The sequence below is a fragment of the Gemmatimonadales bacterium genome (assembly GCA_019637315.1).
Classification (GTDB): Bacteria; Gemmatimonadota; Gemmatimonadetes; order Gemmatimonadales; family GWC2-71-9; genus SHZU01.
The window spans coordinates 25,647-51,359 of record JAHBVU010000004.1 but is presented as its reverse complement, the minus strand read 5'-3'; the positions used below and the strand labels follow the sequence as shown (position 1 = coordinate 51,359).

General features: G+C 65.4%; 22 protein-coding genes. 10 read left to right on the top strand and 12 right to left on the bottom strand.

Annotated elements, in window-relative coordinates; genetic code table 11:
* Nucleotides 1-42: 42 nt before the first annotated feature.
* Nucleotides 43-963 (bottom strand): phytoene/squalene synthase family protein, encoded by a 921-nt coding sequence (locus KF785_05180; protein MBX3146141.1) that lies wholly within the window; start codon nt 961-963, stop codon nt 43-45.
* A 100-nt stretch (nt 964-1,063) separates the two neighbouring features.
* Between KF785_05180 and KF785_05175 the strand changes: the two genes are divergently transcribed.
* Entirely contained in the window at nt 1,064-3,595 is a 2,532-nt protein-coding gene (locus tag KF785_05175; protein MBX3146140.1) for a hypothetical protein, read from the top strand.
* A 75-nt stretch (nt 3,596-3,670) separates the two neighbouring features.
* Here KF785_05175 and KF785_05170 read toward each other — a convergent pair whose 3' ends face one another.
* Nucleotides 3,671-4,615, bottom strand: a complete 945-nt coding sequence (locus tag KF785_05170) for a D-2-hydroxyacid dehydrogenase (GenBank protein ID MBX3146139.1) — start codon at nt 4,613-4,615, stop codon at nt 3,671-3,673.
* A 105-nt stretch (nt 4,616-4,720) separates the two neighbouring features.
* On the opposite strand from KF785_05170, the gene KF785_05165 reads away from it, so the two are divergent.
* Nucleotides 4,721-6,076 carry an MFS transporter gene (locus tag KF785_05165; protein MBX3146138.1) on the top strand — a complete coding sequence of 452 codons (1,356 nt, stop codon included), beginning with the start codon at nt 4,721-4,723 and terminating at the stop codon, nt 6,074-6,076.
* Between the two features lie 42 nt (nt 6,077-6,118).
* Here KF785_05165 and KF785_05160 read toward each other — a convergent pair whose 3' ends face one another.
* Nucleotides 6,119-6,397 carry a hypothetical protein gene (locus KF785_05160; protein ID MBX3146137.1) on the bottom strand — a complete coding sequence of 93 codons (279 nt, stop codon included), beginning with the start codon at nt 6,395-6,397 and terminating at the stop codon, nt 6,119-6,121.
* A gap of 74 nt (nt 6,398-6,471) precedes the next feature.
* On the opposite strand from KF785_05160, the gene KF785_05155 reads away from it, so the two are divergent.
* Complete coding sequence (locus KF785_05155; GenBank protein MBX3146136.1) at nt 6,472-7,206, top strand: uracil-DNA glycosylase; 735 nt, start codon at nt 6,472-6,474, stop codon at nt 7,204-7,206.
* A 6-nt stretch (nt 7,207-7,212) separates the two neighbouring features.
* Here the strand turns inward: KF785_05155 and KF785_05150 are convergent, their stop codons facing one another.
* From KF785_05150 to KF785_05135, 4 genes are all read right to left on the bottom strand, one after another.
* Nucleotides 7,213-7,713 (bottom strand): DUF411 domain-containing protein, encoded by a 501-nt coding sequence (locus KF785_05150; GenBank protein ID MBX3146135.1) that lies wholly within the window; start codon nt 7,711-7,713, stop codon nt 7,213-7,215.
* A 150-nt stretch (nt 7,714-7,863) separates the two neighbouring features.
* Nucleotides 7,864-8,670 (bottom strand): carboxypeptidase regulatory-like domain-containing protein, encoded by an 807-nt coding sequence (locus KF785_05145; GenBank protein MBX3146134.1) that lies wholly within the window; start codon nt 8,668-8,670, stop codon nt 7,864-7,866.
* Nucleotides 8,671-8,745: 75 nt separating this feature from the next.
* Complete coding sequence (locus tag KF785_05140; GenBank protein MBX3146133.1) at nt 8,746-9,039, bottom strand: antibiotic biosynthesis monooxygenase; 294 nt, start codon at nt 9,037-9,039, stop codon at nt 8,746-8,748.
* A gap of 130 nt (nt 9,040-9,169) precedes the next feature.
* Complete coding sequence (locus KF785_05135; protein MBX3146132.1) at nt 9,170-10,855, bottom strand: amidohydrolase; 1,686 nt, start codon at nt 10,853-10,855, stop codon at nt 9,170-9,172.
* A 76-nt stretch (nt 10,856-10,931) separates the two neighbouring features.
* Here KF785_05135 and KF785_05130 point away from each other — a divergent pair, with 76 nt between their 5' ends.
* Complete coding sequence (locus KF785_05130; protein ID MBX3146131.1) at nt 10,932-12,290, top strand: aspartate aminotransferase family protein; 1,359 nt, start codon at nt 10,932-10,934, stop codon at nt 12,288-12,290.
* A 34-nt stretch (nt 12,291-12,324) separates the two neighbouring features.
* On the top strand, nt 12,325-13,608 hold the full coding sequence (locus tag KF785_05125) for an aminotransferase class V-fold PLP-dependent enzyme (GenBank protein MBX3146130.1): 1,284 nt from the start codon (nt 12,325-12,327) through the stop codon (nt 13,606-13,608).
* A 15-nt stretch (nt 13,609-13,623) separates the two neighbouring features.
* Here the strand turns inward: KF785_05125 and KF785_05120 are convergent, their stop codons facing one another.
* Nucleotides 13,624-14,835, bottom strand: coding sequence for a CoA transferase (locus KF785_05120; protein MBX3146129.1), 1,212 nt, complete (start codon nt 14,833-14,835; stop codon nt 13,624-13,626).
* A 141-nt stretch (nt 14,836-14,976) separates the two neighbouring features.
* Between KF785_05120 and KF785_05115 the strand changes: the two genes are divergently transcribed.
* A complete protein-coding gene (locus KF785_05115; GenBank protein ID MBX3146128.1) occupies nt 14,977-15,837 on the top strand; it encodes a hypothetical protein in 861 nt (286 codons plus the stop codon).
* A 17-nt stretch (nt 15,838-15,854) separates the two neighbouring features.
* Complete coding sequence (locus KF785_05110; GenBank protein MBX3146127.1) at nt 15,855-17,486, top strand: beta-lactamase family protein; 1,632 nt, start codon at nt 15,855-15,857, stop codon at nt 17,484-17,486.
* A gap of 51 nt (nt 17,487-17,537) precedes the next feature.
* Here KF785_05110 and KF785_05105 read toward each other — a convergent pair whose 3' ends face one another.
* From KF785_05105 to KF785_05095, 3 genes are all read right to left on the bottom strand, one after another.
* Nucleotides 17,538-18,761, bottom strand: a complete 1,224-nt coding sequence (locus tag KF785_05105) for a hypothetical protein (protein MBX3146126.1) — start codon at nt 18,759-18,761, stop codon at nt 17,538-17,540.
* A gap of 151 nt (nt 18,762-18,912) precedes the next feature.
* Nucleotides 18,913-19,398: a glutathione peroxidase gene (locus KF785_05100; protein MBX3146125.1), complete on the bottom strand. Its 486-nt coding sequence runs from the start codon at nt 19,396-19,398 to the stop codon at nt 18,913-18,915.
* Between the two features lie 146 nt (nt 19,399-19,544).
* Entirely contained in the window at nt 19,545-20,324 is a 780-nt protein-coding gene (locus tag KF785_05095) for a creatininase family protein (protein ID MBX3146124.1), read from the bottom strand.
* A 77-nt stretch (nt 20,325-20,401) separates the two neighbouring features.
* On the opposite strand from KF785_05095, the gene KF785_05090 reads away from it, so the two are divergent.
* Both KF785_05090 and KF785_05085 read left to right on the top strand, forming a co-directional pair.
* Entirely contained in the window at nt 20,402-21,856 is a 1,455-nt protein-coding gene (locus KF785_05090; protein MBX3146123.1) for a CoA-acylating methylmalonate-semialdehyde dehydrogenase, read from the top strand.
* 7 nt (nt 21,857-21,863) lie between these two features.
* Nucleotides 21,864-23,216, top strand: coding sequence for an aspartate aminotransferase family protein (locus KF785_05085; GenBank protein ID MBX3146122.1), 1,353 nt, complete (start codon nt 21,864-21,866; stop codon nt 23,214-23,216).
* Between the two features lie 21 nt (nt 23,217-23,237).
* Here the strand turns inward: KF785_05085 and KF785_05080 are convergent, their stop codons facing one another.
* Entirely contained in the window at nt 23,238-23,852 is a 615-nt protein-coding gene (locus KF785_05080; protein MBX3146121.1) for a methylated-DNA--[protein]-cysteine S-methyltransferase, read from the bottom strand.
* An 86-nt stretch (nt 23,853-23,938) separates the two neighbouring features.
* On the opposite strand from KF785_05080, the gene KF785_05075 reads away from it, so the two are divergent.
* Complete coding sequence (locus KF785_05075) at nt 23,939-25,711, top strand: Na+:solute symporter (GenBank protein ID MBX3146120.1); 1,773 nt, start codon at nt 23,939-23,941, stop codon at nt 25,709-25,711.
* Nucleotides 25,712-25,713 lie beyond the last annotated feature (2 nt).

Below are 25,713 nucleotides of genomic sequence, written 5' to 3'. Positions count from 1 at the left end.
AACCTGCGTGACCGGTTGATCCCGAGGTGTAGCGGAGGCGGTTCAACCCGTCGGCCGGAGCCGTCGGCCAATCGTCCGGATCAGGCAGGTCATCGTCAGGACGCTTCGCCGTAGATTCGGGACGGTCACGCGGCTGTCCCAGGCCCGCGGCCCCCGCCGCCGGATCTCGGTGCCGATTGCTGAGTAGAGCGCTCGCCCCACGGCGACGGCGGCTGCCGACCTGGCTGGAAGCTGCGCAATGACGGGATCGGCCTCGGCATAACGGGAATCGGCCTCGTCGAGCAGGCGCCGCGCCACCCCGGCCAGCGCCGCCCGACGACTCGTCCATCCGAGACCCGTGTCGGGAATGCCGGCGGCCTGCAACCATCCGAGTGGGACATAGATCCGGCCTGCACCCGCATCGTCGACCAGATCGCGGGCAATGTTGGTGAGCTGGACCGCCTGGCCGAGGCGGCCCATCCGATCGAGAAGAACGGTGCGTTCGAGGCCCATGATCCGTCCGGTCATGATCGCCACCACGCCTGCCACGCAATGGCAGTAGTCGGTCAACTCGTCCAGGGTCTGATAGCGCCTGCCGGCGACGTCCATTGCCATGCCGTCCAGCAGGGCACGGGGCAGGTCCGGAGGAATGCGGTGACGGCGGACCAGCAAGGCCAGCGCCTGGAAGGGAAGCTCGGTGGCTTCACCCGTCAGCGCGCGCTCCGTCTCGGCCCGCAATCGAGCCAGCCGCGCAGGCAAGAGCTCGGCGTCGACCCGCTGCTGGCCTTGTCCGAGCGTCTGACCGTCGATCACGTCATCGCAATGACGACCCCAGGCATACAGCAGCACGCAGCCTTCGCGGGTTGTTCGCTCGAGCAACCGGGCGGCCCTCGAGAAGCTCGCCGACCCGTGCGAAAGGATCGCCTGGCATCGTGCAATCAGCCCAGCGGCGTCGTTGCCTGCGCTGACAGCATCGCTTGGCATGGCTGGGAGATGCCTTCCAGGAAAAAGGAACTATTCTTGCTGCAAGGTGCGACTTCGTCACATCAACAAACCATACCAGTATCTATTACGAGGACAACTCATGGGCAGGTGGACACGCTGGCTTGCTGCGACGGCGGTCGCTCTCGGCCTCGGGGCATGCGGTTCTGATCCCGGTGATGGTGGTTCGGGACCGGGTACCCCGGCAATCGCCCTCTCTCTCAGTAAGACGGCGCTTACGGCACCTCAGGGTGGCTCGGACAACCTCACGGCAACGATCACCCGGAGCGGCGGGTTTACCGGGGCCGTCTCGATCGAAACGACTGGTGCACCCGCAGGTGTGACGGCTGCCGCGTCGAACGTAGCTACCAGCGGCGGCACGACCACCGGAACGGTCACGGTCAACGTGGCAAATAATGTTGCCGCAGGTACTTACAACCTGACGGTCACCGCATCGGGAGCTGGAGTTGCAACCGTGAACGTGCCTGTGACCCTGACGGTCACCGCCATTCCGGCGAGCATTGCCATCTCAGCCAACCCGACCGCGTTGAGCATCGCGCAGGGCGCCTCGAACACGGTGGCGATTGCGCTGACGCGGACCAACTACGACCAGGCAGTCACCCTGTCGGTCGAGGGATCGCCGATTGGGCTCACGGCCAACTTCGCGCCAGGATCGCTCACCACGACCTCGACCTCGACGCTGACGATCGGCGCCGGAACCGCAGCAGCGGGTACGTATCCACTGACGATCAGGGCGACCGGCAACGGAGTCTCTGCGGCTACTACTGTGGTACAGCTGACGATCACTGCTGCGCCGCCGCCACCATCCTATACGCTCGGGCTCTCCTCGTCGACTCTCTCGCTTGCCCAGGGTGCCAGCGGAGAGACCACGGTCAACCTGACCCGAACCAACTTCACGGGCAGCGTCAGCTTGTCGCTGCAGGGCGGAACCCCGCCTGGTATCACGGCCTCGTTTACGCCGCCAGCCACAACGGGGACAACATCGACCCTCTCGATCCAGGTCGGCGGCGCTGTCGCTCCCGGTAACTATGACCTGATCGTACGGAGCGAGGCCGAGGGCTTCGATCCAAAGACGGTCACGCTGACGCTGACGGTTACCGGTCCTGCGCCAGACTATTCGCTGTCGCTCGCGCCGGCGGGGACCGTCAATGTTCAGGCGGGCGGGACATCGGTCAACGTCACAGTCAACATCAACCGGGTTGGCAATCTGACCGCTCCGGTTGCCCTGTCGGTCGGCGCGCTGCCGGCCGGAATCACCGCGACGCTCAACCCGACCAGCACCACCGGCAATACCTCGACTCTCACGATCCAGGCCGCGTCCGGCGCAGCGACTGGTGCGCAGCAGGTGACGGTCACAGGCAGCTCGACTGGTCTGGCAAACAAGACGCTCAATGTCGGTCTGCAAGTCGCGCCGGCATCGGGTGGCAGCGGCAACGTCAGTATCGACGTCGCAGCCTGCCCGGTCTCGGAGCGGCCGATCTGGGCTGCGGTGCAGAATGGCAATGGTGCCTGGACCCGGGTGGTTCCGACCGGGACGGTCTACAGCTTCAACATCACCGAATCCCGTGGCGCCTTTGCCTTTGTGACGGGATCTGGCGGGTCGAGCGCCGTGGCGGTCCAGTACTACAGCCAGGCCGAGTGGCTCGGTATCAACACCGTCTTCCTGTGCGACGACATCGAGGCGGGCGGCAAGACGCTCACGGCGCAGACGGCCGGTCTCGCCGGGTTCACGAGCACGGCGAGCGTCTCGATCGGCGGCGGCGTCGGCTCCGCCAGCTTCATCCAGACGTTGGCGTCGATCCAGGGAGTGGCGAACGGTACCTTCGACCTGGTCGCCTATCGAGGCGATCTCGTCGCGGGCCCAGGCTCGAATGACCGGATCATCATCCGACGCGACATCAATACGGCCGCGATCGCCGACGGTGGGTCGGTCGGGCCGACCCTGGATTTCGGAGCCTCCGAGGCGGTGGCACCGGCGTCTGCGACGCTCACCATCAACGGTGGCTTGCTGGGCGGTGAATCCGTCATCCACACCATGGCGTACAACACAGGCGTCGGGTGCAACGTTCATCCGCTGTACGGTCTGGGCCAGGCCTCGACGGCGTCGTTCTCGATCTACGGCGTGCCTGCTGCGCAGCAGCGGCCCACCGACCGGCATTCCCTGTTCGTCACCGCCAACAACTTCTCGGGTGGCGGACAGGCCGGTACGTCACGGGGTGCCTCGATCTTCATGGGCGCGCTGACGGGTACCAGTGTGACCCTGCCGGGAGCGATCGCGGCGCTTACGCCTGGTGCGGAAGGCGGTCCCTACCGGCGCTTCCGGTTCCAGTATACGCTGCCGACGGGAGCCGCGGCCTCGACCACGGCGCTGTATACCACCACCGGCGTCACCAGCCAGGCCGTCTCCCTGATGGCCTCCGCTGCGTACTTGGGTGGCACGGCGGTCGACCTGACCACGCCCGACTTCACGGGCGTGGCCGGGTGGAACAATGCCTGGGCGCCGGCAACCGGGTCCAACGGAACGTGGACGGTGTCGGGCGGTGGCGCGAACGTCACCGGAGCCTGCCCGAGCTCCGGCCAGATCCTCTTCACCTCGCGGGTCGGAACGTTCTAGGCAAGCGCGACCCATACCATCGCGCATCGACGCCGAGCGGAGTTGGTTTCCGCTCGGCGTCGATCGCTTTCAGCGTCAGTAGCCCCGGTTCGGATCGATGGCCAGGCGCGGCGTCGTTCCCGCCTCGACGGCGGCCAGCGCCTCGAGGAAACCCGCGACGGTACCTTCGACGGTGCTTGGTCCGCTGACATGCGGTGAGATCACCACGCGGGGATGATGCCAGAGCGGCGAATCGGCCGGCAGCGGCTCCTGTTCAAAAACATCGAGCGCCGCCCCGCTGAGCCAACCCTGATCGAGTGCCTCAGGCAGTGCCCCTTCGTCGATCAGGGCTCCTCGGCCGACGTTCATCAGGTAGGCGCCGTTGCAGGCGCGCATCCGGCTGCGATCGAGGAACCGCCGGGTCAGCGGGGTGTGTGGCGCCGCGAGGACGAGCCAGTGCGTTCCAGGAATGACCTGCTCGAACGACGCTGCCAGGTGCACCGCGTCGAACCCATCGGCAGGTGATCCGCTGCGAGACAAGCCGGTTACCCTGCAGCCCAGTGCCCGGAAACTCCGGGCAATACCCCGACCAACCTGACCCGTGCCGAGTATAACGACCCGTTGATTGCGCAGCAGGACAGGCGTCCGGTCGTCGTCGTTGCACCATCGGGCTGCCGCCTGGTCCTGGGCCAGAAGGCGGAGGCGCTGATTGACCGAGAGGGCACGCGTCAGGCACCACTCGCCGATGGCAGGACCAAAGTCCTCGCTGCTCTTCGTCAGTAGAACACCGTCGGGAAGGGGCTCGCCGCGCAGCAGGCCGTCGACGCCAGCTCCGATACTGTGGATCCACCGGATCTGCCCCCATCCGGCGGTCGGTTGTCGGAACCCGACGTAGACCTCGGCCTTGGCCAGGTCGTCGGCCGTGATCTCGGCGAGCGGTTTCATGGTAAGGGGCAGGTCGGGACGATGCGTGACGATCGCATCGCGAAGGCCGGAGACGTGGTCTCCAGCGAGCAGAACGCGGAGGGGTTTGGTTGCCATGGTGCTCGAAGCTGACGAGCGGGTCGACGGCGGTCAAGAGCCCGAACCGCATTGCCAGCACGCGCCGCTGCACCGAGATTCCTGCACCCATACCGTGGACCAGCCATGACCGTCCCGCTGCACGAGGCTCCGTCCGACGTGCTTGTCGAGTCTCCGCCGGTTACCCGACGCGAGATCTTCGGCTGGGCGATGTTCGATTTTGCCAACTCGTCGTACACCACCGTCGTCATCACGGCCGTTTACAGTGCCTTCTTCGTCTCGTACATCGTCCCGCCTGATTCCACCGCGCGCGATTCGTACTGGTCGGTTGCCATTCTGCTGTCGATGGTCTCGGCCATTCTGCTGTCGCCGCTGACCGGAGCCATCATCGACAAGAGCGGCCGCAAGAAGGCCTGGCTCGTGGCCAGTTGCCTCATCTGCGCTCTAGGCACGGCGGCCCTGTACCTGGCCCAGCCGGGCAACATCTGGCTGGCCATCGGTCTCATCGTGATCGGGAATACCGGCTTCATGCTGAGCGAGGCGTTCTGCGCGAGTTTTCTGCCGGAGATTGCCACCCGCGACAACATGGGCAAGATCTCCGGCCTCGGTTGGGGTATCGGATACTTCGGCGGCCTCGCCAGCGTGGTGCTGGCATCGCAGGTGATCATCACGGCGGACCCCGTGTCCGACCCTGCCCGGTACGTCAGCCAGAACCAGGTCGCGATGGTAGCGACCGCCATCTTCTTCGTGGTCGCTGCGCTGCCGACCTTTCTCCTGCTGCGCAACCGCTCCAAGCCGGCCCCCGGTTTCGAACATGCCTCTACGATGCAGCTGGTGCGCGCAGGGTTGGCCGAGCTGCGCAGCACCTTTGCCGTCGCCCGACAGTATCAGGTGCTGTTCCGCTTCCTGATTGCCTTCATGGTCTACATGGCAGGCCTCGATGCCATCGTCAAGTTCGTCGGCATCTATGCGCGCGAGGAAATCGGACTGACTGGTGGCGAATTTGTCGTGCTCTTTCTCTTCCTACAGTTGTCGGCGGTGGCCGGCGCCGTCGGCTTCGGCATGCTCGAGGGCGTGCTCGGTCCGAAGCGGACGGTGATGCTGACCCTGTTCTGGTGGATCGTTGGAGTGCTCGGGATCTACTTCCTGGCCACGCTGAGCAGCGTGCTTGGCGTCGAGCCCAAGAAACTGTTTTATGGCCTGGGGCTCTTTGCTGGTGCCGGTATCGGGGCAACGCAGGCCTCGAGCCGCACCGTCGTCGGATTGTTGTCGCCCAAGGAGCGTTCGGCCCAGATGTTTGGCTTCTGGGGCATGTTTGCCCGCTTCGGCAGCATACTCGGCGTGGGATTTGGCTTTGTGGCTGACGGATTCGGGTCGCGCCGGGCCGGGGTGGCGCTGGTTCTCGTCTTTTTCGTGGTCGGTGCGATTCTGCTGTCGCGGATCGACGTCGACCGCGGCATTCGCGAGGCCGCGTCGGTCTAAGGTCCGGTTTGCCTCGGGCCGGGAGCGTCCCGGCCGGGAGACTCAGTTCGAAGGGCGGTTGAGTTGCGCAGCCTCGTCGCTGCGCCGAGCCAGGAGCCGCTCCGTGAAGTCGATTCGCTCCTGCGCTTCCACCAGTTCGCTGCGGAGGTGTGCCACCTCGTCTTCCAGAGCTGCCAGACGATGATCCGCGCCCCCACCCAGACCTTCGCGGGCCGCGTCGGCCTTGAGCTTGAGTCCCTTGAGCCAGGCGTTGGATGCAATGGCGACGATCGGAATGGTCAGCGCAAGTATCGGGATCAGCATTGCGAGAATCTGCTTCACAGTGCCTCCGGAGGTGTCGTGGGCCGTGCCGGGGTTGGTTGACCCGAGGTCCCTGGCCGTTCTAGCATCTTATCATGTCTCGTTCCCGCCTCGACAAGCTCGATCATTCGATCGTGCGATGCAACCGGTGTTCCCGGCTCCGGAAGTACTGCACCCTCGTTGCCGAGACCAAGGTGGCCAGGTTCCGGCACCAGGACTATTGGGGCAGGCCGGTGCCGGGGTTTGGCGATCCCGACGCAAAACTCCTCATCGTCGGCTTGGCTCCGGCCGCGCACGGCGCCAATCGCACTGGCCGAATGTTTACCGGTGATTCGAGCGGCGACTGGCTCTACGAGGCGCTCCATCGATTTGGTTTCGCGAACCAGGCCACCTCGACCGGACGCGACGACGGGCTCGGTCTCTCGGCGTGCTGGATCACAGCGGTGGCCCGGTGTGCACCGCCTGACAATAAACCGACTCCTGAAGAGCTGACGAACTGCCGCGACTACCTGGCGAAAGAGCTGGAGTTGCTCCCGCCGCTCTCACTCGTCCTCACGTTGGGCAGCATGGCCCACGACGGCTATCTCAAAGCATCGGGTTGGTGGGATCGCTTTCGGCCTGCCGATCGACCGCGCTTTGGCCATGCCGTCGAGACGGCGCTTCCCTCGGGTCCGCGGCTGCTGGCGTCCTATCACCCCAGCCGGCAAAACACCAATACGGGTCGCCTGACCCGATCGATGTGGCATGCGATCTTTGAGCGGGCCCGGGTGATTGTGGACGGGGGTGCGGATGTCCTGGCCGCAGCCCGAGGGCGGCGGCCAGGACGGTAGTTGTAACTACAACGCCTTGGTGTGCTTCGAGAAAACCGCAGTCTTGCCATCAGCCGTAAAGCTAAGCACCTCATACGGTTGGAATGGCTGCATGTCCATTCCGGGGGCGCTGGCCGGCATGCCGGGGATGGTCAGGCCGACGATTCCCTGCGGCTTTTCCTTGAGCAGGCGTCGAATATCGGACGCGGGCACATGCCCTTCGACGACATACCCCCCAACCACCGAGGTGTGGCAGCTCGTGAGGTTGCCGGGGATCTTGTATCGCGTCCTGATCGATCGCATATCGGGCACATCGGTAACCGACGCCTCGAATCCGTTGGCCTTGATGTGGTCAACCCAGACACCGCAGCAACCGCAGTTGGCATCCTTGTAGGTCACGAGCGGAGTCTTCGCCTGGGTTTGTGCCTGAGCCAACCGGGTCCACCCGGTCAGCGCGGCAAGGCCCATCGCCAAGTGGGCGACAGCGGAACGGCGATTCAGCGGTGTCGGCAGAGAGTGTGTTTCCATCGGGTCGGACCTCAGTGATGCAGTAGTACACGCCTCAGGAACGAGGGCGAAACCGAGGCCCCGGCTGCATCTGTCTGGGGGCCGTCTCACAAGATACCACGCCCCCGGACCCCACGATACCAGGGGCGGCCGAGGGCGGATTCTTGCACCCTACTTGAGCCAGACGACGATCAGGCCGCAGATCGTCTGGGGATTGCGCATCTGATCGGGAACCCAGCGAGCTCGATAGACCTCGACGGCTTCGACATCGGTCAGGCGAATATGCCGCAGAGGAATGCCGGGCATTGCCGAGTTGCCGTTGATCGACAGCCCTGGCGGGCAGTTCGCGGTTTGGCCGAGGTATCCGGGCGACATCCGCTGGTAGGTGTAGCCCGCCTCCCCAAGACCGGGGAAGCCCATGTACGTGAGTGACGGCTCATGGTTGAGTCCGCCGGCTTGTTCCAGCACGTAGCGCGGGAACATCGGCAGCCCCCGTTGGACCACGTCGACCAGCTCTACCGCGCCTGTTCTGCTGATTTCGTCCGACGTGTAGAACCGCCCCCATCCTGCTCGTTGCCGCCAGTGGAACTCGGCGAAGCGCCGGTCCGTCATTCCACCCGAAACGGAAATCTCCGGCAGCTCATAGGGAACGGCCATCAACTCGATCCGAAGATCTCGTTCGCCGTTGCTCGGCAGGCTGATGCTGAAGGTGAGTGGGGCATGGCCGATACGCCTGACCCGGAACCAATACGGACCGCCCTCGAGTCCCTCAAAGCGGAACTCGCCGGTTGCATTGGTTACCTGGGTACGCCTGACCCCAAAAATTTCGACGTTGGCCTGATCGAGAGGCTGGGAGTCGAAGTTGACTACTACGCCTTTGATAACACCACGTTCTTGGGCCAGTACGGGGCCGGCGAGGACAGTTCCCCCGACGCACAGCGCACTGGCCAGGCCGATCGAACGGAATGGTACTGTCACACCCGCCTCCGGAGTGGGTGCGTCTCCGACCCCCTCACGTTATGGTCTTGGTCCGGCCTGGTCAATAGCAGGGACTCAGCGGAGGCCGTGCCCGCCGAGTGGCGTGGTTTCGACCCGGTTGCTGAACCCGGCAATCATCGGACGTCCCTTGGCGATGGCCTCCTGCACAGCTGGAAGGGTGAGCGAGGCGCGATGACTCTCCTGGCTGTCCCAGACTTCGGTGATCCAAAGGCCATCGGCGTCGGCGGGGTCGCTGGCAACGACGTAGCTCAGACAGCCGGGCATCCGGGCAGTCCCCTCGAGCAGGATGGCGGCCAAGGCGTCACGCTGACCCGGGACAGCGCTCATTTTTCCAATCAGACCGTACATGGTACCTCCCGCAAGGAATGAAACGCTTCGCGTGGTCAGGCCGGTAACGAATACGGCCCCGGCAGCCGCCAGAATGTCGCGTCGCGGCATGGTCATGAATCGCTGGTCTCCATGATTCCTGGGTGTGCGGCTACCGAAGTGCCCGATCGCGGTAGACCGACTGTCCGTCCAGCAAGGTAAGCAGCACGCGCGCGCGGTGGATCTCGGTCGCGGGTATCCGATAGAGGTTTCGGTCGATCACAATCAGATCCGCCGCCTTGCCGACCTCGAGCGATCCGGTGCGCTTGGCTTCTCCAGCGGCGCGGGTGCCGTCGATCGTGTAGGCACGCAGGATCGTGGTGAGGTCGACCCGTTCGGTGGGCAGCCAGGCCGGGCTGGTCTCACCCGCGTCGAGGGGAAGTCGGGTCACGGCGACCTGGATTGCCTCGAGCGGATTGAGTGACGACACGCTCCAGTCGCTTCCGGCCGCGATGACCGCCCCGCTACGAGCCAGCGTCCCGATTGGATACAGCCAGCGGGACCGGTCCGGCCCGAGTACCGGTTCGGTCAGTTCTGTGATGTACTCATCGGCGTAAGCCCAGAGCGGCTGGAAACCGGCCACCACGCCGAGTGAGGCGAATCGGGGAATGTCGGCAGGGTCGATCAGTTGGAGGTGGGCCAGAATTGGCGGGTGTTTCAGCGCTGCGCTGGAACCGCGCGCCCACTCGATGGCGTCGAGACTCTGCCGTACGGCCCGATCGCCGATGGCGTGGATGTGAATCTGAATCCCGGCTCGATCGAGCGCCGCGACCAGCGAGTCGAGCTGCCCCGGTCGGAAGTGTGCGGTGCCCCGGCTGGCGGTTCCGGTGTAGGGCTCGAGCAGCGCCGCGGTGCCTGCTTCGATGACGCCGTCGGCAAAGAGCTTGGCCGCGTCGGGCCGGAAGTAGCGGGTGCCGGCAAACCGCTTACGTCGGGCGGCCAGCGAATCCACCTGGTCGAGACCGCCTTCGTGGTCGACATACTGTGCCGCCACCACCCGGGCCGTCAGCTCGCCGTCACGGTCGAGACCGGCGTATGCAGCTAGGGCGTCCAACCCGACCGAGGCATCGTGGACTGCCGTGATGCCATAGCGATTTGCCAGCGTCAGCGCCTGTCGAATGCCCTCTCGCAACTGGGCCTCCGTGCGCCCGGGCAGATGACGCCTTACCAGGTGCGCAGCCCTTTCACGCAACGTGCCGGACGGCTCACCCGAGGGATCTCGTTCGATCCGCCCTCCCGCCGGATCGGGCGTGGCCCGGTCGATCCCAGCCGCCGCGAGGGCGCGGGAATTGACCCAGGTGGAATGGCCGTCCGCCGCAACCAGGACGACCGGGTGGTCGGGCGCCACCGAATCGAGCAGGCGCTTGTGCGGGTTGGCACCCGGAAACACCGGCAACTGCCAGCCATGGCCGCGCACCCAGTTGCCCGGCGGAGTGGCTGCAACACACCGCCGCACCTCATCGACGATAGCTGCAGGCGTGGTGAGGCTGCCGAGCTGACACTCCCCCAACGCGGCGCCGGCTTGCGGGTGCACGTGGATGTCACGGAAGCTGGGCATGACCATCCTGCCCGCCAGGTCGAGCACCTCGGTCGAATCGCCGATCAGCCGATCCGCCCCGGCATTGTCCCCGACATAGACGATCTTTCCACTGCGGATGGCAACGGCCTCGGCCGTATCCGGCGTCGCCATGGTGTAGACGGCGACGCTCCGGAGGACGAGGTCAGCTGGCCGTGCGGGACGACAGCCGGCGCCGGTCACGACCAGCGCAGCCAACAGTATCGGAGTCGAAGTTTGCATCCGTCAGGGGCCGGTCGAAGCCGTCGTTGCGTCCGCTGTTCGATCAGCGGAACCGGGGTTAAGCTAGAGCAATCCCATGAGCTATCGCTACCCTGAGACGGCGCTGCTGTACCGGCGCTTCGACCGCCCCTTTCCGAAGATCGTCCGGGGCGCCGGGGCACGACTGTACGACGATACCGGGAAAGACTACCTCGACGGTTCCGGAGGGGCCTACGTCGCGAACCTGGGGCATGGTCTGCCCGAAGTCGTCGATGCGGTAGCGAATCAGATCCGCCAGCTGGCGTATGTCAGTGGCATGATGTTCACCAATGACGCCGCAGAGTCGCTTGCTGCGGAACTGGCCGCCCTGCTCCCCGGCGACCTCGACAAGCTCTTCTTTCTGTCGAGCGGGTCGGACGCGGTCGAAGCCGCGCTCAAACTGGCCCGCCAGCATTGGGTAGAGTCCGGGATTCGGACGAAGCACAAGATCATTGCGCTCGCCCCGGCCTATCACGGCAACACGCTGCTGGCCCTGTCTGTGTCGGCGCGGGGCAGCTATCGATCGATCTTCTCGGAATGGCTGGTGCCGACGGTTCAGATGCCGGCGCCCTACGCCTACCGCTGTCTTTGCGGCGGCGGGCCCGATTGTCCCCGATGCACCGGCCGCCTGCTGGAGGAGGTCATCCGGCGTGAGGGGGCGGACACGATCGCCGCCTTTATCGGTGAAACCGTCGGAGGGTCGTCGACCGGCGCGTCGGTGCCGCGCCCCGAGTACTGGGCAACCATTCGGGAGATCTGCAACCAGCACCGGATCCTGTGGGTTGCGGATGAGGTCCTGGTTGGCGCCGGGCGGACCGGAACCTGGTCGGCGGTGGAGCCGTACGGCGTCGTCCCGGACCTGATGGTGATGGGCAAGGGAATCAGCGGTGGCTACGCTCCGCTCGCTGCGGTGGCGGCCCCGGAGCGAGTGCTCGACCCGATTGCACGCCGATCCGGTGCGGTGCTGCACGCGCAGACTTTTACGCATACGCCGATGATGTGCGCCGCCGGTTTAGCCGTCGTCCGGTATATCCGGCAGCACGATCTGCTGGCGCAATGCCGGCAGCGGGGCTCTGAGCTGCATGCCATGCTGGAACGTTTCCGGGGGCATCCTCTGGTCGGTGACGTCCGAGGGCGCGGGATGCTGGCCGGTATCGAGCTGGTGGCAGATCAGCGGACCAAGCGGCCATTGCCGAGAACTGCGCGAGCGGCCGAGCGTCTTGCGGAGCTTGCGCTGGAGGAGGGGCTCGTGATTTGGCCCAGTGGCGGGCAGGCCGACGGCACCAATGGTGACATCGTCTGCCTGGCCCCGCCGTTCGTGACGACGCCCGACGAGATGGGGGAGATGATCGGCCGGCTGGAAGCGGCGTTGCGCCGGCTGGATCTCGTGCTATCAAAGGAAGACAGAGCGGGTTGAGTTCGGAACTGCGGATACGCGAGGAGTGCGGACGATGACGTTGTCGCGGAGAAGCTTTACCCGGCTGGCTGCGGTTGCCGGGGTGCCATGGCTGGGCAGCACGTTTCGCAGCGAGCGCGAGTTCCTTGCGGTGCAGCGCCCCTTGCCGCCGGCTCCATCCGATCCGGACGAGGCTTACTGGGCCGAGGTCCGGCGGCGGATGGTGCTACCCGCCGATCTGGCCTTCATGAACGCGGCCAACTTGTGTCCGGTGTCGGCTGAGGGTGCGCAGGCGTTGATCGCAACCTCGCAGCAGCTCGATGCCGACCCTTCGCCGATCATGCGGGCTAAGCTCGCCGAGCGCCGCGAGGTATCTCGCCAGGCCATCGCCGATTTCCTGTCGGTCGGTGCGGACGAGATCCTGATGACCCGAAACACGAGCGAGAGCAATAACCTCGTCTCGAGCGGTCTCAGCCTGTCACAGGGCGATGAGGTCGTGGTGCTGAGCGACAATCATCCCAGCAACGAGGCAGCCTGGCGAGTCAAGGCGGCTCGTTTCGGGTTTACCGTCGTGACCGTGCCGGTCGTGAGCCCCCACCCGGGAGACGGGTACTATCTCGAAGCCGTCGCGCGGGCGCTGACGCCGCGGACCCGGGTGCTGGCATTCACGCATGTCACCAATACTGTCGGCGACCGCTACCCCGCGGAGGCGCTCTGTCGCCTGGCGCGCGAGCGGAATGTGCTGTCGATGGTCGACGGCGCGCAGACCGTCGGACTCTTCGATTTAGACCTCCGTCGGATCGGCCCTGATTTCTACAGCGCCTCGATTCACAAGTGGCTCTGTGGCCCGAAGGAAACAGGCATCCTGTATCTCAATCGTGCGGTGCATGACCGGATCGCCCCGTCGGTGGTCAGCTTGTACGGCGGCAAAGTCGGCATTTCCCGTACGCTCGAGGCCATGGGCCAGCGTGATGAGGCGGCCCTCGCCGTACTCGACCGTCCAGTCGCTTTTCTCCGCGGCATCGGGATGGCAGCCATCGAGCGTCGCGCCCTGATGCTGGCGGACCGGCTGCGGCAGGGGTTGGCCGAGCTGCCTGGCGTAGAGCTCTGGACCAGTCGCGATCCTGCGAGGAGCGCTGCGGTTGTCGCACTGCGCCCCGGCACGCTCGATCCGACTCGGCTTGCCGCAGCGCTCTACCAGCAGGACCGGATCGTCGTCGCGACCCGGGGCGGCACCGATCGTCCGGGGATCCGCTTCTCGCCGCACTTCTACAACAGCCCAGCCGAGATCGACCGCGCGATCACGGCGCTGCGAAGCTACCTTGCCAAGGGCGTGTAGGGAATCCGCGTACTGTCAGCTGCGCACGCTGTGCTGACGAATCGTTCCCTGCCGGGTCAACCGTTCGAGGTCGTCAGGAGAGAGGCCGAGGAGGTCGCGCAACACTCCCGCGGTGTGCTGGCCGTGAAAGGGGGCGGGGTCGAGCGGGGTGCATTCCGTGTCGCTCAGCTTGAGCGGTGCGCCAGTGACCCGGATTGGCCCGGCGGTCGGGTGATCCACCACGGGAAACATCTCACGCTCTGACGACTGGGGGTCGTTGGCAACGTCGTCGAGCGTGTTCACCAGTGTGGCGGGTACGCCTGTCGTGCGGAAGGTCTCGATCCACTCGCTCGCGGTTCTGGTGGTCAGGACCTCGGCAATCAGGGGCTCCAGCTCGGCCCGGTGCGCAATCCGCAAGGCATTGGTTCGATACCGCTCGTGGTCGATCCACTCGGGTCGATCGAGTGCCTGACAGAACGCGCGCCAGAGTTTCTCGCTCGCCACGGCCAGTGCGATTTCGCGGTCGGCGGTCGGATAGCAGGCATAGGGCACGATGGTGCCGAAGCCGGTGCCCCAGGGCCGGGGCGTCGTGCCCGATCCGAAGAAGTTGGCGTAGTTCGACGCCATGGCCGAGATCATGCCATCGAGCATCGAGACGTCGACGTACTGGCCGGCGCCGGTCGACTCGCGCGCGCGGAGCGCGAACATGGCGCCGATCAGCGCGAACATGCCGGCCGTGATGTCGGCCACCGAGTGTCCGCAGCGGGCGGTCTCGCCGTCGGTCGTTCCCGTCACACTGATCAAACCGCTGGCCGCCTGCAGGATGAGATCCATCGCCGGGTCGTCGCGACGCGGCCCGGTCTGGCCATAGCCCGAGATCGAGCAGTAGATCAGGCGCGGATTGAGCTCGCGGGCAACCGGGTAGCCGAGGCCGAGTCGATCCATGGTGCCAGGACGAAAGTTCTCGATCACGATGTCGGCCCGTTCGATCAACCGCTTGCAGAGCGCTCGGCCCTCCGCGTTCTTGAGGTCGATGGCAATCCCGCGCTTGCCGCCGTTGAGGCCGAGGAAATACGATGCCTCGCCGCCCAGGAACGGCGGGCCCCAAGTGCGTCCCATGTCCCCGGTATTCGTATCCTCGACCTTGATCACCGTGGCTCCGTAGCGGGCCATCAGCATGGTGCAGTACGGACCGGCCAGGGCGTGGCTGAAGTCGAGAACGGTGAGGCCGGCAAGGGGCGACGACATGGTGAAGTCCGGTAACGGGACGACCGCGTAATGGCTCAGCGCATGGGTTGTCTGCGCGAGAGGATTATACCGATGGCCGTGAAGCCGCCCAACCGCCTCGATTAGGTTTGGAGTCTATCCGAAGGATCGGAGCAGCCGCCGATGAAGACGTATGGTGGTCAGACGATGTGGGGGCAGCTCCGGCGTGTGGTGGTGCGCCGGCCCGATGCGGCGTTCGGCGCCGCCGATCCGACCGTCTGGCATTACACGTCGCGGCCCGACCTCAGCGCCGCCCTTCATGAGCACGCCGCCCTGGTGTCGATTCTCTCGGCCCGGGGCGGTGAGGTCATCCTCCATGACGAGCCGCTCCCAGACCATGCCGATGCCATCTTCTGCCACGACCCGGCGCTGATTACCGATGCCGGCGCCATCCTGCTGCGGATGGGCAAGCCCTTGCGTCGTGGCGAAGAGGAGGCGTTAGGCGCCACTCTGACAAAAGCCGGAGTGCCCATCCTGGCCCGCCTCGATGGCAGTGCACTGGCCGAGGGTGGCGACCTGCTGTGGATCGACGAAGGTACCCTGGCGGTCGGGATCGGGTTCCGGACCAATCGTGAGGGCGCCCGTCAGATCAAGGCGGCACTCGGCGCGGCGGTCGACGTCGTGCCGGTCGAGCTGCCCTACTATACTGGACCCGAAGCCTGTCTTCATCTGATGTCGCTGATCAGCATGGTCGATGCTGATCTCGCCGTCGGTTACCCGGCCCTGATGCCGGTGCCGTTCGTGCAGTTGCTCGAAGGTCGAGGCGTTCGCCTCATCGATGTGCCGGAAGGCGAGTTCCACACCATGGCCACCAATGTCCTGGCGCTTGCTCCGCGTGAGTGCCTCATGTTGGAGGGTAACCCGGTCACTCGGACTCGGCTCGAAGCGGCCGGGTGCCGGGTGGCGGTGTACCGTGGCGCCGAGCTTTCACTCAAGGCCGAAGGTGGTCCGACCTGTCTCACTCGTCCTGTGCTTCGAGGGTGATCATGCGAGAGTTTGCTATGCGCGCAATCCTTCTGGGACTGGGCCTGACGGTCGCCGCCGGGCCCTCGGTCGCGGCGCAACCGCTGCCTGCCTATACCGCAGCCGTCGATTCGATCTTCGCTGAGCAGAAGCGGACCGCCGGGCCGGGTTGCGCGGTTGGCGTCTCCCGGGACGGCCAGATCGAACTGGCCCGCGGGTATGGTTTGGCCGATCTCGAGTCCGGCGCCCTGATTGGCCCCGTCACGATCTTCAATATCGGTTCGACCTCGAAGCAGTTCGTCACCTTCGCGATTCAGCTCCTGGCGGACGAAGGCAAGCTCCGGCTGGACGACGACGTGCGCCGCTACCTGCCGGAGCTGCCGGATCTCGGTGGCCCGATCCGGATCAGCCACCTGATGCATCACACCAGCGGCCTCCGAGACTACGCCTCTCTGCTTTCGATGACGGGATGGCGTGGCGGGGACCAGTTCGACGAAGCGCGGGTGCTGGCCCTGATTGCCGGGCAGCGCCGACTCAACTTCGAACCCGGCAGGGCGTACCTCTACAGCAACACCGGCTATGTGCTGCTGGCAACCATCGTGACCCGGGTCAGCGGGGTGCCGTGGGAAATCTTCGCGGCGGAACGGATTTTTGGACCGCTCGGGATGACCCGGAGTTCGGTGCGTGGCAATCCATTCGAGATCGTCAAAGGCCGCGCGCTGGGCTACAGCCCGTCGGGTCGTGGCGCGTGGCGTCTCGATCAACCCAATCACGCCATCGTCGGGTCGACCGCCGTGATGACCACGGTCGAGGATCTGGCGCGCTGGACCGGTAACTACTGGAATCCCGTTGTCGGCAATCGCCGGCTGATCGAGCGGATGCGCGAGCGCGCCGTGCTCGCGTCGGGAGATACGGTCAGCTACGCTTCGGGTATCACGGTCGATCGCTATCGTGGGGTCGACGTCCTGCATCACGGCGGGGCAACCGGCGGTTATCGTGCCCAGCTGCTCCAGTTCCCCGGCGATCGGGTCGGGATCGCCGTGCTGTGCAACGGAGGCAATGCCAACCCCGATCGGCTGGCGCGCCTCGTGGCCGATCGGGTCGTGACCGGTCTCGGCCCGGTTCCCGAGCTGAGGACCGCCGAGCCGGTCGCTGCGGAAGAAGCGGCTGCGCTGATCGGAACCTATCGTGATCCGAGCAACGACGCTCTGATTCGCGTGACTCAGACGACGAACGGTCTGACGATGCAGGGAGGCGCCGGGGGTGCAATCCGTTCCCTGGGAGCCGATCGACTGCTGGTGGGGGACAGTGAGGTGCGGGTCGAACGGGGGTCGCGCGGTGAGCCGGTGGCGCTCGTCGTCGGGGACGGTGGAACCCGCTACCTCAGACAGGCGCCGGCGGCTACGGAGCCCCGTCAGTTGTCGCGATATGTTGGCGCGTATCGCAGCGGAGAGCTCGACCGGACCTGGTGGGTCGAGCTGCGCGGGTCCGAGCTTTGGCTGGTGCAGCGCAGCCTGGCGCCGATCCAGCTCGAACCGGTCTTCGAGCACGGCTACCGCGCAGCCGGGACCACGCTGCGGTTCGTGATGTCCCGCGCCGGTCGCGCAACCGCGGTCCTGGCCTCGAATGGTCGGGCCAACCTGGTCGAGTTTCCGCGCGTGTCCGAGTGAGCTGACTCTGCTGACCGGACGCGGTGCGCAGCACGTGCGGCTGCGCGGTGCCTAGGGGGTCGGTTCGACGAGTCGCAGCCGGGTGACCACGATCTCGCCCTGTTCCCCCTCTCGGGTGGCCCAGAGTCGTCCGCGGGAGAAGGTGTGCAATGTGGTGCCCTGCGGCACGTGGACTTCGCCCAGGTAGGTCCCATCGGGTTCGAACACGTCGAAGACGATTGGCTCGGTCCAGGCAATCTGGGGTGGCGCATCAGGTCCGGTCCCGCCGCCGAGCGGGCGGTCCCGCCGGATCCCCGCTTGATGCAGTCGCACCCAGATGGTACCATCGCTGCCGGCATAGAAGGCCTGGAAGTATGGCTTCATGCCGGGGACAGGCCCCAGGGCAGGGCCGCGACCGCCAGACCGCTTCGTAAGGTACGCAGTGTGGGCTTCGCGCTCCGCTCGCTCCTCCTGATTCACCGGTATCCGTTCCGCCGCCTTCTCGATCCGGATCGTTCCTTCAGGTTTCCGCAACTCGATGGCGTAACGATCGCTGACTCCGACGACGAGATACCCGTCTCGATGCAGCTCCCAGATCTTAGCGGGTGCCAGTATCCCGGCACTACCAGAAGGCTCGCCGGGAAACGGAGGGGCGGGGATCGTGTCCAAAGTCTCGCCTTGGGGTGAGAGGCGCAGCAAGCCAATCGGGGGCATCGGCTCGCCAGGCTGCATCATGCCGGCCACCACCCGGGTGTAGATATGGTCTGCAGTATCGACGTACATCGCCCGGTTGGTGAACAATCCGCTCGGTCGTGGCCAATGCTGCAGTATCGTTCCGTCTGGCGAGTAAACGTTGAATCGTGCGTTGCGGGGGTCGAGGAGCACGATTCGGTCGTCGCTCAGGACGGCGAGCCCCATAGCGGGACTCTGGTACTCACCCGGCCCGCTGCCGGCACGGCCAATGGTCCTGGTGTACGACCCCGTTGAGTCATAGTGCCGAAGTACCGGTACCTGGCCATCGAGTACGTAGGCGCCTCCACGCCCGTCCGGTGCGATGTAACTGATCTGCCCGAACATGTACTCCTGCGCGCCATCCGCCACGCCGAAGGTGAGCTCCTCCACCAGCTGCGGACTGCGCTGCCACGTGCTGCCGCCCAGCGACCGGACGATCTGGACGCCATCCACCGTTGTGCGCTCCACGCGCCACGCATCACCCGCGGCTTGTGTCTGTCCGCAGCCGGCCGCAGCCAGCACCGCCCACGGCAACCATCGGATGGAAGCGGATGCACAGCTCATAGGACCCTCCTGTTTGGCCGGTGCGTGTGAGCTGCTTTATGCTACCGTCTATGGCGGGGGGTGTCCAGTGCGGAGCGGGCGGGGATAGAACCGCCCGTCCGTGGGACCTGCATGGATACTCAGGTAATCAGTCGGTTAGTGCGCTCGATGCTTACGGGTCCGGCAATGCCAGGTACAGGTCAGGTTCGATCGCCTCCGGCGTGTCACTCGATGCGTAGCGCTCGATCACGGTGCCATCCCGGCCCACCAGGAACTTGGTGAAATTCCACTTGATGCGCTCCGACCCCAGCACGCCTTTTCTGGCCGCCTTGAGGTACTTGAACAGCGGGTGTGCGTCCTTTCCGTTGACCTCCACCTTGGCAAACATCGGGAAGGTGACGTCGTAGTTGAGACGGCAGAACTCGGCGATCTCGGCTTCGGTCCCGGGTTCCTGGTGGCCAAACTGATCGCAGGGAAAGCCCAGGATCACGAGGCCATCCTCGGCGTGCTTGCGATAGAGGGCCTCGAGTCCCGCATACTGCTTGGTATAGCCGCACTTGCTCGCCACGTTGACGATCAGCAGCACCTTGCCCGCGTAATCTGCCATCGACTGTTCGCGGCCGTCGATGGTGGTCACCGTGAAGTCGTAGATACTCATGCGTCGCGACAGCTCCGTAGGTACCGATAGTTCATAGGGCGCCCACCGATCCGGGGCGCGCTGGAAGGTAGTCGGGACCGGTGCGGTGCCACATCTGCCCGCGTCGGTCCTGTTCGAGGCATCGTTGTCCGGTCGATACCGGTTGGTCAGGCAGGCACACTCGGCCCATACAGGTGGTCCGAGCTCGAGAGCCGGGTCAGGTCCACAAGGAAATCTGCCAGTCGATCGGTAACCGCTTCCGCGAACCGCCGCCCCTTCTCAGCGGTCGCCGCCTTGGGGTCGCCCACCCCGGTGTCGTCTGTCACCTTGGTCCATTCTCTCGGCGTCCAGGCCCACTTTTCCTGATAGGCCTGAATCCGGAAGGGCCGAGCGGCGCCGGGCCCTGCCGTGTCGAGGGGTCGGACCAGCGCGGGGGCAATCGACAGCATCACACTCGTCTCGAGTTCGCCGGCGTGATCGCCCGGCTCGTCGAAGACGTGCCGCCCATCCGCGACGAGGTACCAGTTGACCTGACTCAGCAGGATCTCGGTCTCGGCCTGCAGTTCCCGAATGATCTGCTTGAAGTCGTTGCCGCCGTGGCCGTTCAGGATGACCAGCTTTCGGATCCCGTGAGGCTCGACGCTCCGGATAATATCCGCCAGGATGATCGCCTGGGTGCTCGGATTCAGGTTGATGCAGAACGGAATATCCAGCTGCCCGGTCTGAACCCCGAACGGGATGGCGGGCAGGACGATGGCGCGCCCGCCCTTGTCCCAGGCCTTCCGTGCCGCCTCGAGCGCAACCGCGTCCGACTGGATCGTGTCGGTCGCGTAGGGAAGGTGATGGTTATGAGCCTCGGTGGCCCCCCATGGCAGCACCGCCACCTCGTAGCGATTCGATCGGACGTCGTCCCAAGTCGACGCGGCCAGGTTCCAGGGTTCGGTCATGGGTGCTCCAGGGCGGTATATCGGTAGCGTTCCAGGCTCAGGGTAGGCACATTACAGGTCTCCTCATTCCCGCGCAAATGAAATACCCAGTCATAACCAACTATATCGGCGGCGCGACAACGGATGCATCCGCCGCACTGCTCGACGTCACCGATCCGAGCGTCGGCTCCGTCATCTCAAAGGTTTCCCTGTCGACGGCCGCTGAGCTCGACCACGCCGTCCAGACCGCCAAGGTGGCCTTCCGGAAATGGTCCGCGACCCCGATCAAGGAGCGGGTCCAGGTCTTCTTCCGCTACAAAGCCCTGCTCGAGCGCGACATCGAGTCGCTCGCCGCACTGATCGTCGAAGAGAACGGCAAGGTCTTCGGCGAGGCCAAGGCCGAGGTGGAGCGGGCGATCGAATGCGTCGAATTCGCCTGCTCGCTGCCGCAACTGGCCTCGGGCGAAATTCTCGAAGTCAGTCGCGGCGTCGACTGCCGAATCGATCGCTGGCCGCTGGGTGTCGTGGCATCGATCACGCCGTTCAACTTCCCGAGCATGGTGCCGCACTGGACGGTGCCTAACGCTCTCGCGCTCGGCAACACCATGATCCTGAAGCCCTCCGAGGTGGTGCCCCTGTCGGCCATTCGGACGGCGGAGCTCCTCGCAGAAGCAGGCCTGCCCGCGGGGGTTCTGAACGTGGTGCAGGGTGGTCGCGAAGCGGTCGAAGCCATCTGCGATCATCCCGACATCGAAGCAATCAGCTTCGTGGGCAGCACGGCCGTGGCCAAGGTCGTCTATCGCCGCGGCTCCGCGAATCTGAAGCGTGTCCTCGCCCTGGGTGGCGCCAAGAATCATCTGATCGTGATGCCGGACGCCGATCGCGAAATGGCGGCGGGCAATATCGTCGCCTCGATGGCGGGCTGCGCCGGGCAGCGCTGCATGGCGGCGTCGGTGATGGTGGCCGTTGCGGACACCGATCCGGTCATTGCGCGCATGGTCGAGGTGGCCAAGACCCTGGTGCCCGGTAAGACACTCGGCCCGGTCATTTCCGCCGAGGCCAAGCGACGGATCGAAGCCTACATCACCGAGGCAGAGGCGGCCGGTGCGCAAGTGCTGCTCGATGGCCGCGGCGTTTCGGTGCCCGGCAAGGAAGGGGGCTTCTACGTCGGGCCCACCGTGCTCGATCGGGTTACACCGGACATGCGGATTGCCCAGGAAGAGGTGTTCGGTCCGGTGCTGGCCATCGTCCGCGCCAAGGATGTCGACGAGGCCCTCGAAGTCGAGAACGCCTCGCCCTACGGCAACGCGGCCTCGATCTACACCGAGAGCGGCGGCGTGGCCAAGTATGTTGCCTCGAAGGCGCACGCCGGGATGATCGGCGTCAACGTCGGTGTGCCGGTGCCGCGTGAGCCATTTTCGTTCGGCGGCTGGAACGAGTCGAAGTTTGGCGTCGGTGACATCACCGGGCACGGTTCGATCGAGTTCTGGACCAAGAGTCGGAAGACGACCATCAAGTGGCATCGTGAAGCCGGCACCAACTGGATGAGCTGAGACCAATATGACCGCCATTGCGCCTTTGACCCTGCCACCCACCTCGCACCGGCCTCGGCCCTATGAGGGCCCGTCCCGCGCCGAGGTGTGGGCGATGCGGCAGCAGTACCTGCACCCGTCGCTGCTCCATCTGTATCGCGAGCCGCTGATGATCGTCGAAGGTCACATGCAGTACGTCTGGGACGAGACGGGCAAGCGCTATCTCGATTTCTTCGCCGGAATCGTGACGGTATCCTGCGGTCATTGCCACCCCAAGATCACCGCGCGCATCAAGGATCAGGTCGATCGGTTGCAGCACACGACGACCATTTACCTGCATCCGAACCTGCCGCAGCTGGCCAAGAAGCTGGCGTCCAAGATGCCACCCGGGCTCGACGTGACGTACTTCGTCAATACGGGCAGCGAGGCCAACGATTTGGCCGTCTCGATGTCGCGCCTGTACACTGGGAACTACGATGTCATCGCGGTGCGCAATGCGTATCACGGCGGTTCACCCTCGAGCGTGGCACTGACCTCACACAACACCTGGAAGCACCCGGTGCCGCAGGCCTTTGGGGTGCACCACACGGTCAACCCCGATCCGTATCGGAGCCTCTTCAGCGGAACGCCGGAGGAAATTGCGAGCTTGTCGGTGCGCGAGCTGCGCGACCTGATTCGGTTCTCCACGCCGGGACAGATTGCCGCGTTTATCTGCGAGCCGATCATGGGTGTCGGTGGCGTCACCTCGGCGGCGTCGAACTACTTCAAAGAGGCGTACGCGGCTGTGCGCGAACATGGCGGCCTTTGCGTGGCCGACGAAGTGCAGACCGGCTTCGGCCGGACGGGTGAGCACTACTGGGGTTTCCAGAACTTTGGCGTTGTACCCGACATCGTGACCATGGCCAAGGGGCTGGGTAATGGACAGACGATCGCGGCGGTGACGACTCGTGCCGAAGTGGCACAGGCGCTGACGAGCCGAACCCACCTCAACACCTTTGCTGGTAATCCGGTCTCGTCGGCTGCGGCACTCGGTGTGCTCGAGGTAATCGACGAAGAAGGGTTGCAGGAGAACGTGCGGGTCCAGGGCGCCCGGCTCAAAGCCGGCCTGGAACGCCTTGCCTCGACGCACTCGCTGGTGGGAGATGTGCGCGGCAAGGGGCTGATGCTGGGTGTGGAGCTGGTCCGCGATCGCGGCACCCGCGAGCCGGCGCCGCAGGAAACGCTCGATGTGATGGAGTCGGCCAAGGAACACGGCCTGCTCGTCGGCAAGGGCGGGATTGCCGGCAACGTGCTCCGGATCAAGCCGCCGATGTGCATCACGTCCGCCGACGTCGACTTTGCGCTCGACGTTTTCGACCGGGCTCTGGGCGCTGCGCGCTAAGCCGGTGCACGCGCGGGCCGTCTAGCCGAGACGGCTCGCTTGCCTCCCGAGCGGCGTGTCGGCCAGCGGATCTGAATGGCGGGCCTCGAGTTGGAGCAGGAACCTCTTGCGCTCGAGGCCCCCGCCGTAGCCACGCAGCCCGCCACCGCGTTCGATGACCCGGTGGCACGGGATAATGATCGCGATTCGATTCTGACCGTTGGCCAGGCCAACAGCGCGCTGACCGTTGCTGATGCCGAGCTGGTCGGCAATATCGGCGTAGGCCACGGTCGTCCCGTAGGGAATCGTCATCAGCGCAGCCCAGACCCGTTGCTGGAACGGGGTACCCCGGGTTTCGAGTGGAATCGTGAACTGCTGCCTGGTCCCGGCGAAGTATTCGCTCAGCTGATGGTCCGTCGCGGCAATGACGGGATGCTGGCCGAGCCGCACCGGTCCGAAGTCTCGGGTGATGAGACTCAGCTGCCGGTCGATCCGCTGTTCGTTGCCGAACTCGAGCAGGACCAAACCGTGGTCGACTGCAGCCGCCACGAGGGGCCCGACCGGCGTATCGAGCACCTGGAGCGACACCGGCGCGGAGGTGGCGCCGGCGAGCTCGAGTTCGAAGCGTCCAGCAAGGTCGCGGGTCGCCTGGTTCATATCGTACAATTTAGCCTGGGACCCTTGCCCGTGGCGCGACAGGCCCGGACAGGTTCGGTGGTTACCTCGGATCGGAGCCGTGGCTCATGCAGCTCGTGACCCTCGATTGGATCATCATTGCGGTCTCGCTCGGCATCGCCTTTCTGCCGGCGCTGTTGCTCGCCAGGCGCGGTGGATCCGACACGGCCCAGTTCTTTGCCTCGGGTCGGGCCGCGCCGTGGTGGTTGATTGGCGTGTCGATGGTCGCGACCACCTTCAGCACCGACACCCCCAATCTCGTAACCAACCTGGTTCGGGAAAACGGCGTCGCCGCAAACTGGGTCTGGTGGGCATTTCTATTGACCGGCATGCTCACCGTGTTCTTCTACGCCAAGCTCTGGCGTCGCTCCGGCATGCTGACCGATCTCGAGTTCTATGAGCTGCGGTACGCCGGAAAGGCCGCCACCGTGGTGCGCGGCTTTCGCGCCGTGTATCTGGGGCTGTTCTTCAACTGCGTCATCATGGCCTCGGTCAACCTCGCCGCGGTCAAGATCGCCAATATTCTGCTTGGCTGGCCGGTCGGTCAGACCCTGCTGGTTCTCGCCGTCATCAACGTTCTCTTCGCCGCGACCGCCGGCCTCTGGGGCGTCATGGTCACGGACATGATCCAGTTCGGGATCGCCCTGATCGGCGCGACGGCGGCGGCGTACTACGCGCTCCAGCAGCCCGAGGTCGGCGGGCTCGCGGGGCTGGTAACCAGGCTTGATCCGAAGACCCTCAACTTTCTGCCCGACTTCGGCGACTGGGGCCTGACCCTGACCGTGCTGGTGATTCCGCTGACGGTGCAGTGGTGGTCGGTCTGGTACCCGGGCTCGGAGCCTGGCGGGGGCAGCTATGTCGCGCAGCGCATTCTGGCGGCGCGCAGCGAGCGTGATGCCCTGGCAGGCACGCTTCTCTTCAACCTGGCGCACTACGCGGTACGGTCCTGGCCGTGGATTCTGGTCGGCCTGGCCTCGATCCTGGTCTATCCGACTCTGGATGATATCGCTCAGGTCTTTCCTCATGTCGATCGCCGCTTGCTGGGCCACGACATGGCCTATCCTGCCATGCTGCGGTTCCTGCCTGCCGGCGTCCTGGGGCTGATGGTTGCGAGCCTGCTCGCCGCGTATGTCTCCACCCTGACGACCCAGCTCAACTGGGGTACTTCATATCTCGTCAACGACTGCTATCGGCGCTTCCTCAAGCCGGGCAGGTCGGAGCGCCACTACGTCGCGGTCAGCCGGCTCACGACGGCACTGCTCATGGTCGTGGCGGCGCTGATCACGCTCGTTCTCGACTCGGCCAAAGGAACCTTCGAGCTATTGATGTCGATCGGCGCCGGGACCGGCCTGCTCTACCTGCTGCGCTGGTTCTGGTGGCGGATCAATGCGTGGAGCGAGATCGCCGCGATGGTCAGCTCGTTCCTGGTGTCGCTGGCGTTCTTTGCGGCTGCCAAGGCGGGGCACGGGGTTGCATCGCACATTGGTCTGATCACGACGGTGCTGGTGACCACGCTCGCCTGGGTGGTGACCACCTATCTGACCAGGCCGGTCGACGACGCGACGCTCGAGCGATTCTACCGCACCACGCGTCCCGGCGGCCCCGGCTGGGCCCGGATCCGGGCGCGGGCAGGGGTGCCCGCCGCGACCGACAGCCTGCCGCAGGCGTTGCTGGGCTGGGTGCTCGGTTGCCTGACGGTGTACGCCGCGCTGTTCGGCACCGGAAGCGCCCTGTACGGCCGGACCGGCCCCGCGCTCTTCTGGGGAGCCGTTCTCCTCGTGAGCGGCGCGCTGCTGATCCGTCTCGTTTCCAGGTTCTGGGCCGGCAGTCCGGCACGTTAGGC

What these genes read in the sequence shown, in the direction of transcription:
- KF785_05075 (MBX3146120.1), top strand. Translation starts at nt 23,939, where the DNA reads ATGCAGCTCGTGACCCTCGATTGGATCATCATTGCGGTCTCGCTCGGC.
- KF785_05115 (MBX3146128.1), top strand. Translation starts at nt 14,977, where the DNA reads ATGAAGACGTATGGTGGTCAGACGATGTGGGGGCAGCTCCGGCGTGTG.
- KF785_05170 (MBX3146139.1), bottom strand. Translation starts at nt 4,615, where the DNA reads ATGGCAACCAAACCCCTCCGCGTTCTGCTCGCTGGAGACCACGTCTCC.
- KF785_05120 (MBX3146129.1), bottom strand. Translation starts at nt 14,835, where the DNA reads ATGTCGTCGCCCCTTGCCGGCCTCACCGTTCTCGACTTCAGCCACGCC.
- KF785_05165 (MBX3146138.1), top strand. Translation starts at nt 4,721, where the DNA reads ATGACCGTCCCGCTGCACGAGGCTCCGTCCGACGTGCTTGTCGAGTCT.
- KF785_05085 (MBX3146122.1), top strand. Translation starts at nt 21,864, where the DNA reads ATGACCGCCATTGCGCCTTTGACCCTGCCACCCACCTCGCACCGGCCT.
- KF785_05180 (MBX3146141.1), bottom strand. Translation starts at nt 963, where the DNA reads ATGCCAAGCGATGCTGTCAGCGCAGGCAACGACGCCGCTGGGCTGATT.
- KF785_05175 (MBX3146140.1), top strand. Translation starts at nt 1,064, where the DNA reads ATGGGCAGGTGGACACGCTGGCTTGCTGCGACGGCGGTCGCTCTCGGC.
- KF785_05100 (MBX3146125.1), bottom strand. Translation starts at nt 19,398, where the DNA reads ATGAGTATCTACGACTTCACGGTGACCACCATCGACGGCCGCGAACAG.
- KF785_05150 (MBX3146135.1), bottom strand. Translation starts at nt 7,713, where the DNA reads ATGGAAACACACTCTCTGCCGACACCGCTGAATCGCCGTTCCGCTGTC.
- KF785_05105 (MBX3146126.1), bottom strand. Translation starts at nt 18,761, where the DNA reads ATGAGCTGTGCATCCGCTTCCATCCGATGGTTGCCGTGGGCGGTGCTG.
- KF785_05090 (MBX3146123.1), top strand. Translation starts at nt 20,402, where the DNA reads ATGAAATACCCAGTCATAACCAACTATATCGGCGGCGCGACAACGGAT.
- KF785_05140 (MBX3146133.1), bottom strand. Translation starts at nt 9,039, where the DNA reads ATGTACGGTCTGATTGGAAAAATGAGCGCTGTCCCGGGTCAGCGTGAC.
- KF785_05125 (MBX3146130.1), top strand. Translation starts at nt 12,325, where the DNA reads ATGACGTTGTCGCGGAGAAGCTTTACCCGGCTGGCTGCGGTTGCCGGG.
- KF785_05155 (MBX3146136.1), top strand. Translation starts at nt 6,472, where the DNA reads ATGTCTCGTTCCCGCCTCGACAAGCTCGATCATTCGATCGTGCGATGC.
- KF785_05080 (MBX3146121.1), bottom strand. Translation starts at nt 23,852, where the DNA reads ATGAACCAGGCGACCCGCGACCTTGCTGGACGCTTCGAACTCGAGCTC.
- KF785_05110 (MBX3146127.1), top strand. Translation starts at nt 15,855, where the DNA reads ATGCGCGCAATCCTTCTGGGACTGGGCCTGACGGTCGCCGCCGGGCCC.
- KF785_05135 (MBX3146132.1), bottom strand. Translation starts at nt 10,855, where the DNA reads ATGCAAACTTCGACTCCGATACTGTTGGCTGCGCTGGTCGTGACCGGC.
- KF785_05095 (MBX3146124.1), bottom strand. Translation starts at nt 20,324, where the DNA reads ATGACCGAACCCTGGAACCTGGCCGCGTCGACTTGGGACGACGTCCGA.
- KF785_05130 (MBX3146131.1), top strand. Translation starts at nt 10,932, where the DNA reads ATGAGCTATCGCTACCCTGAGACGGCGCTGCTGTACCGGCGCTTCGAC.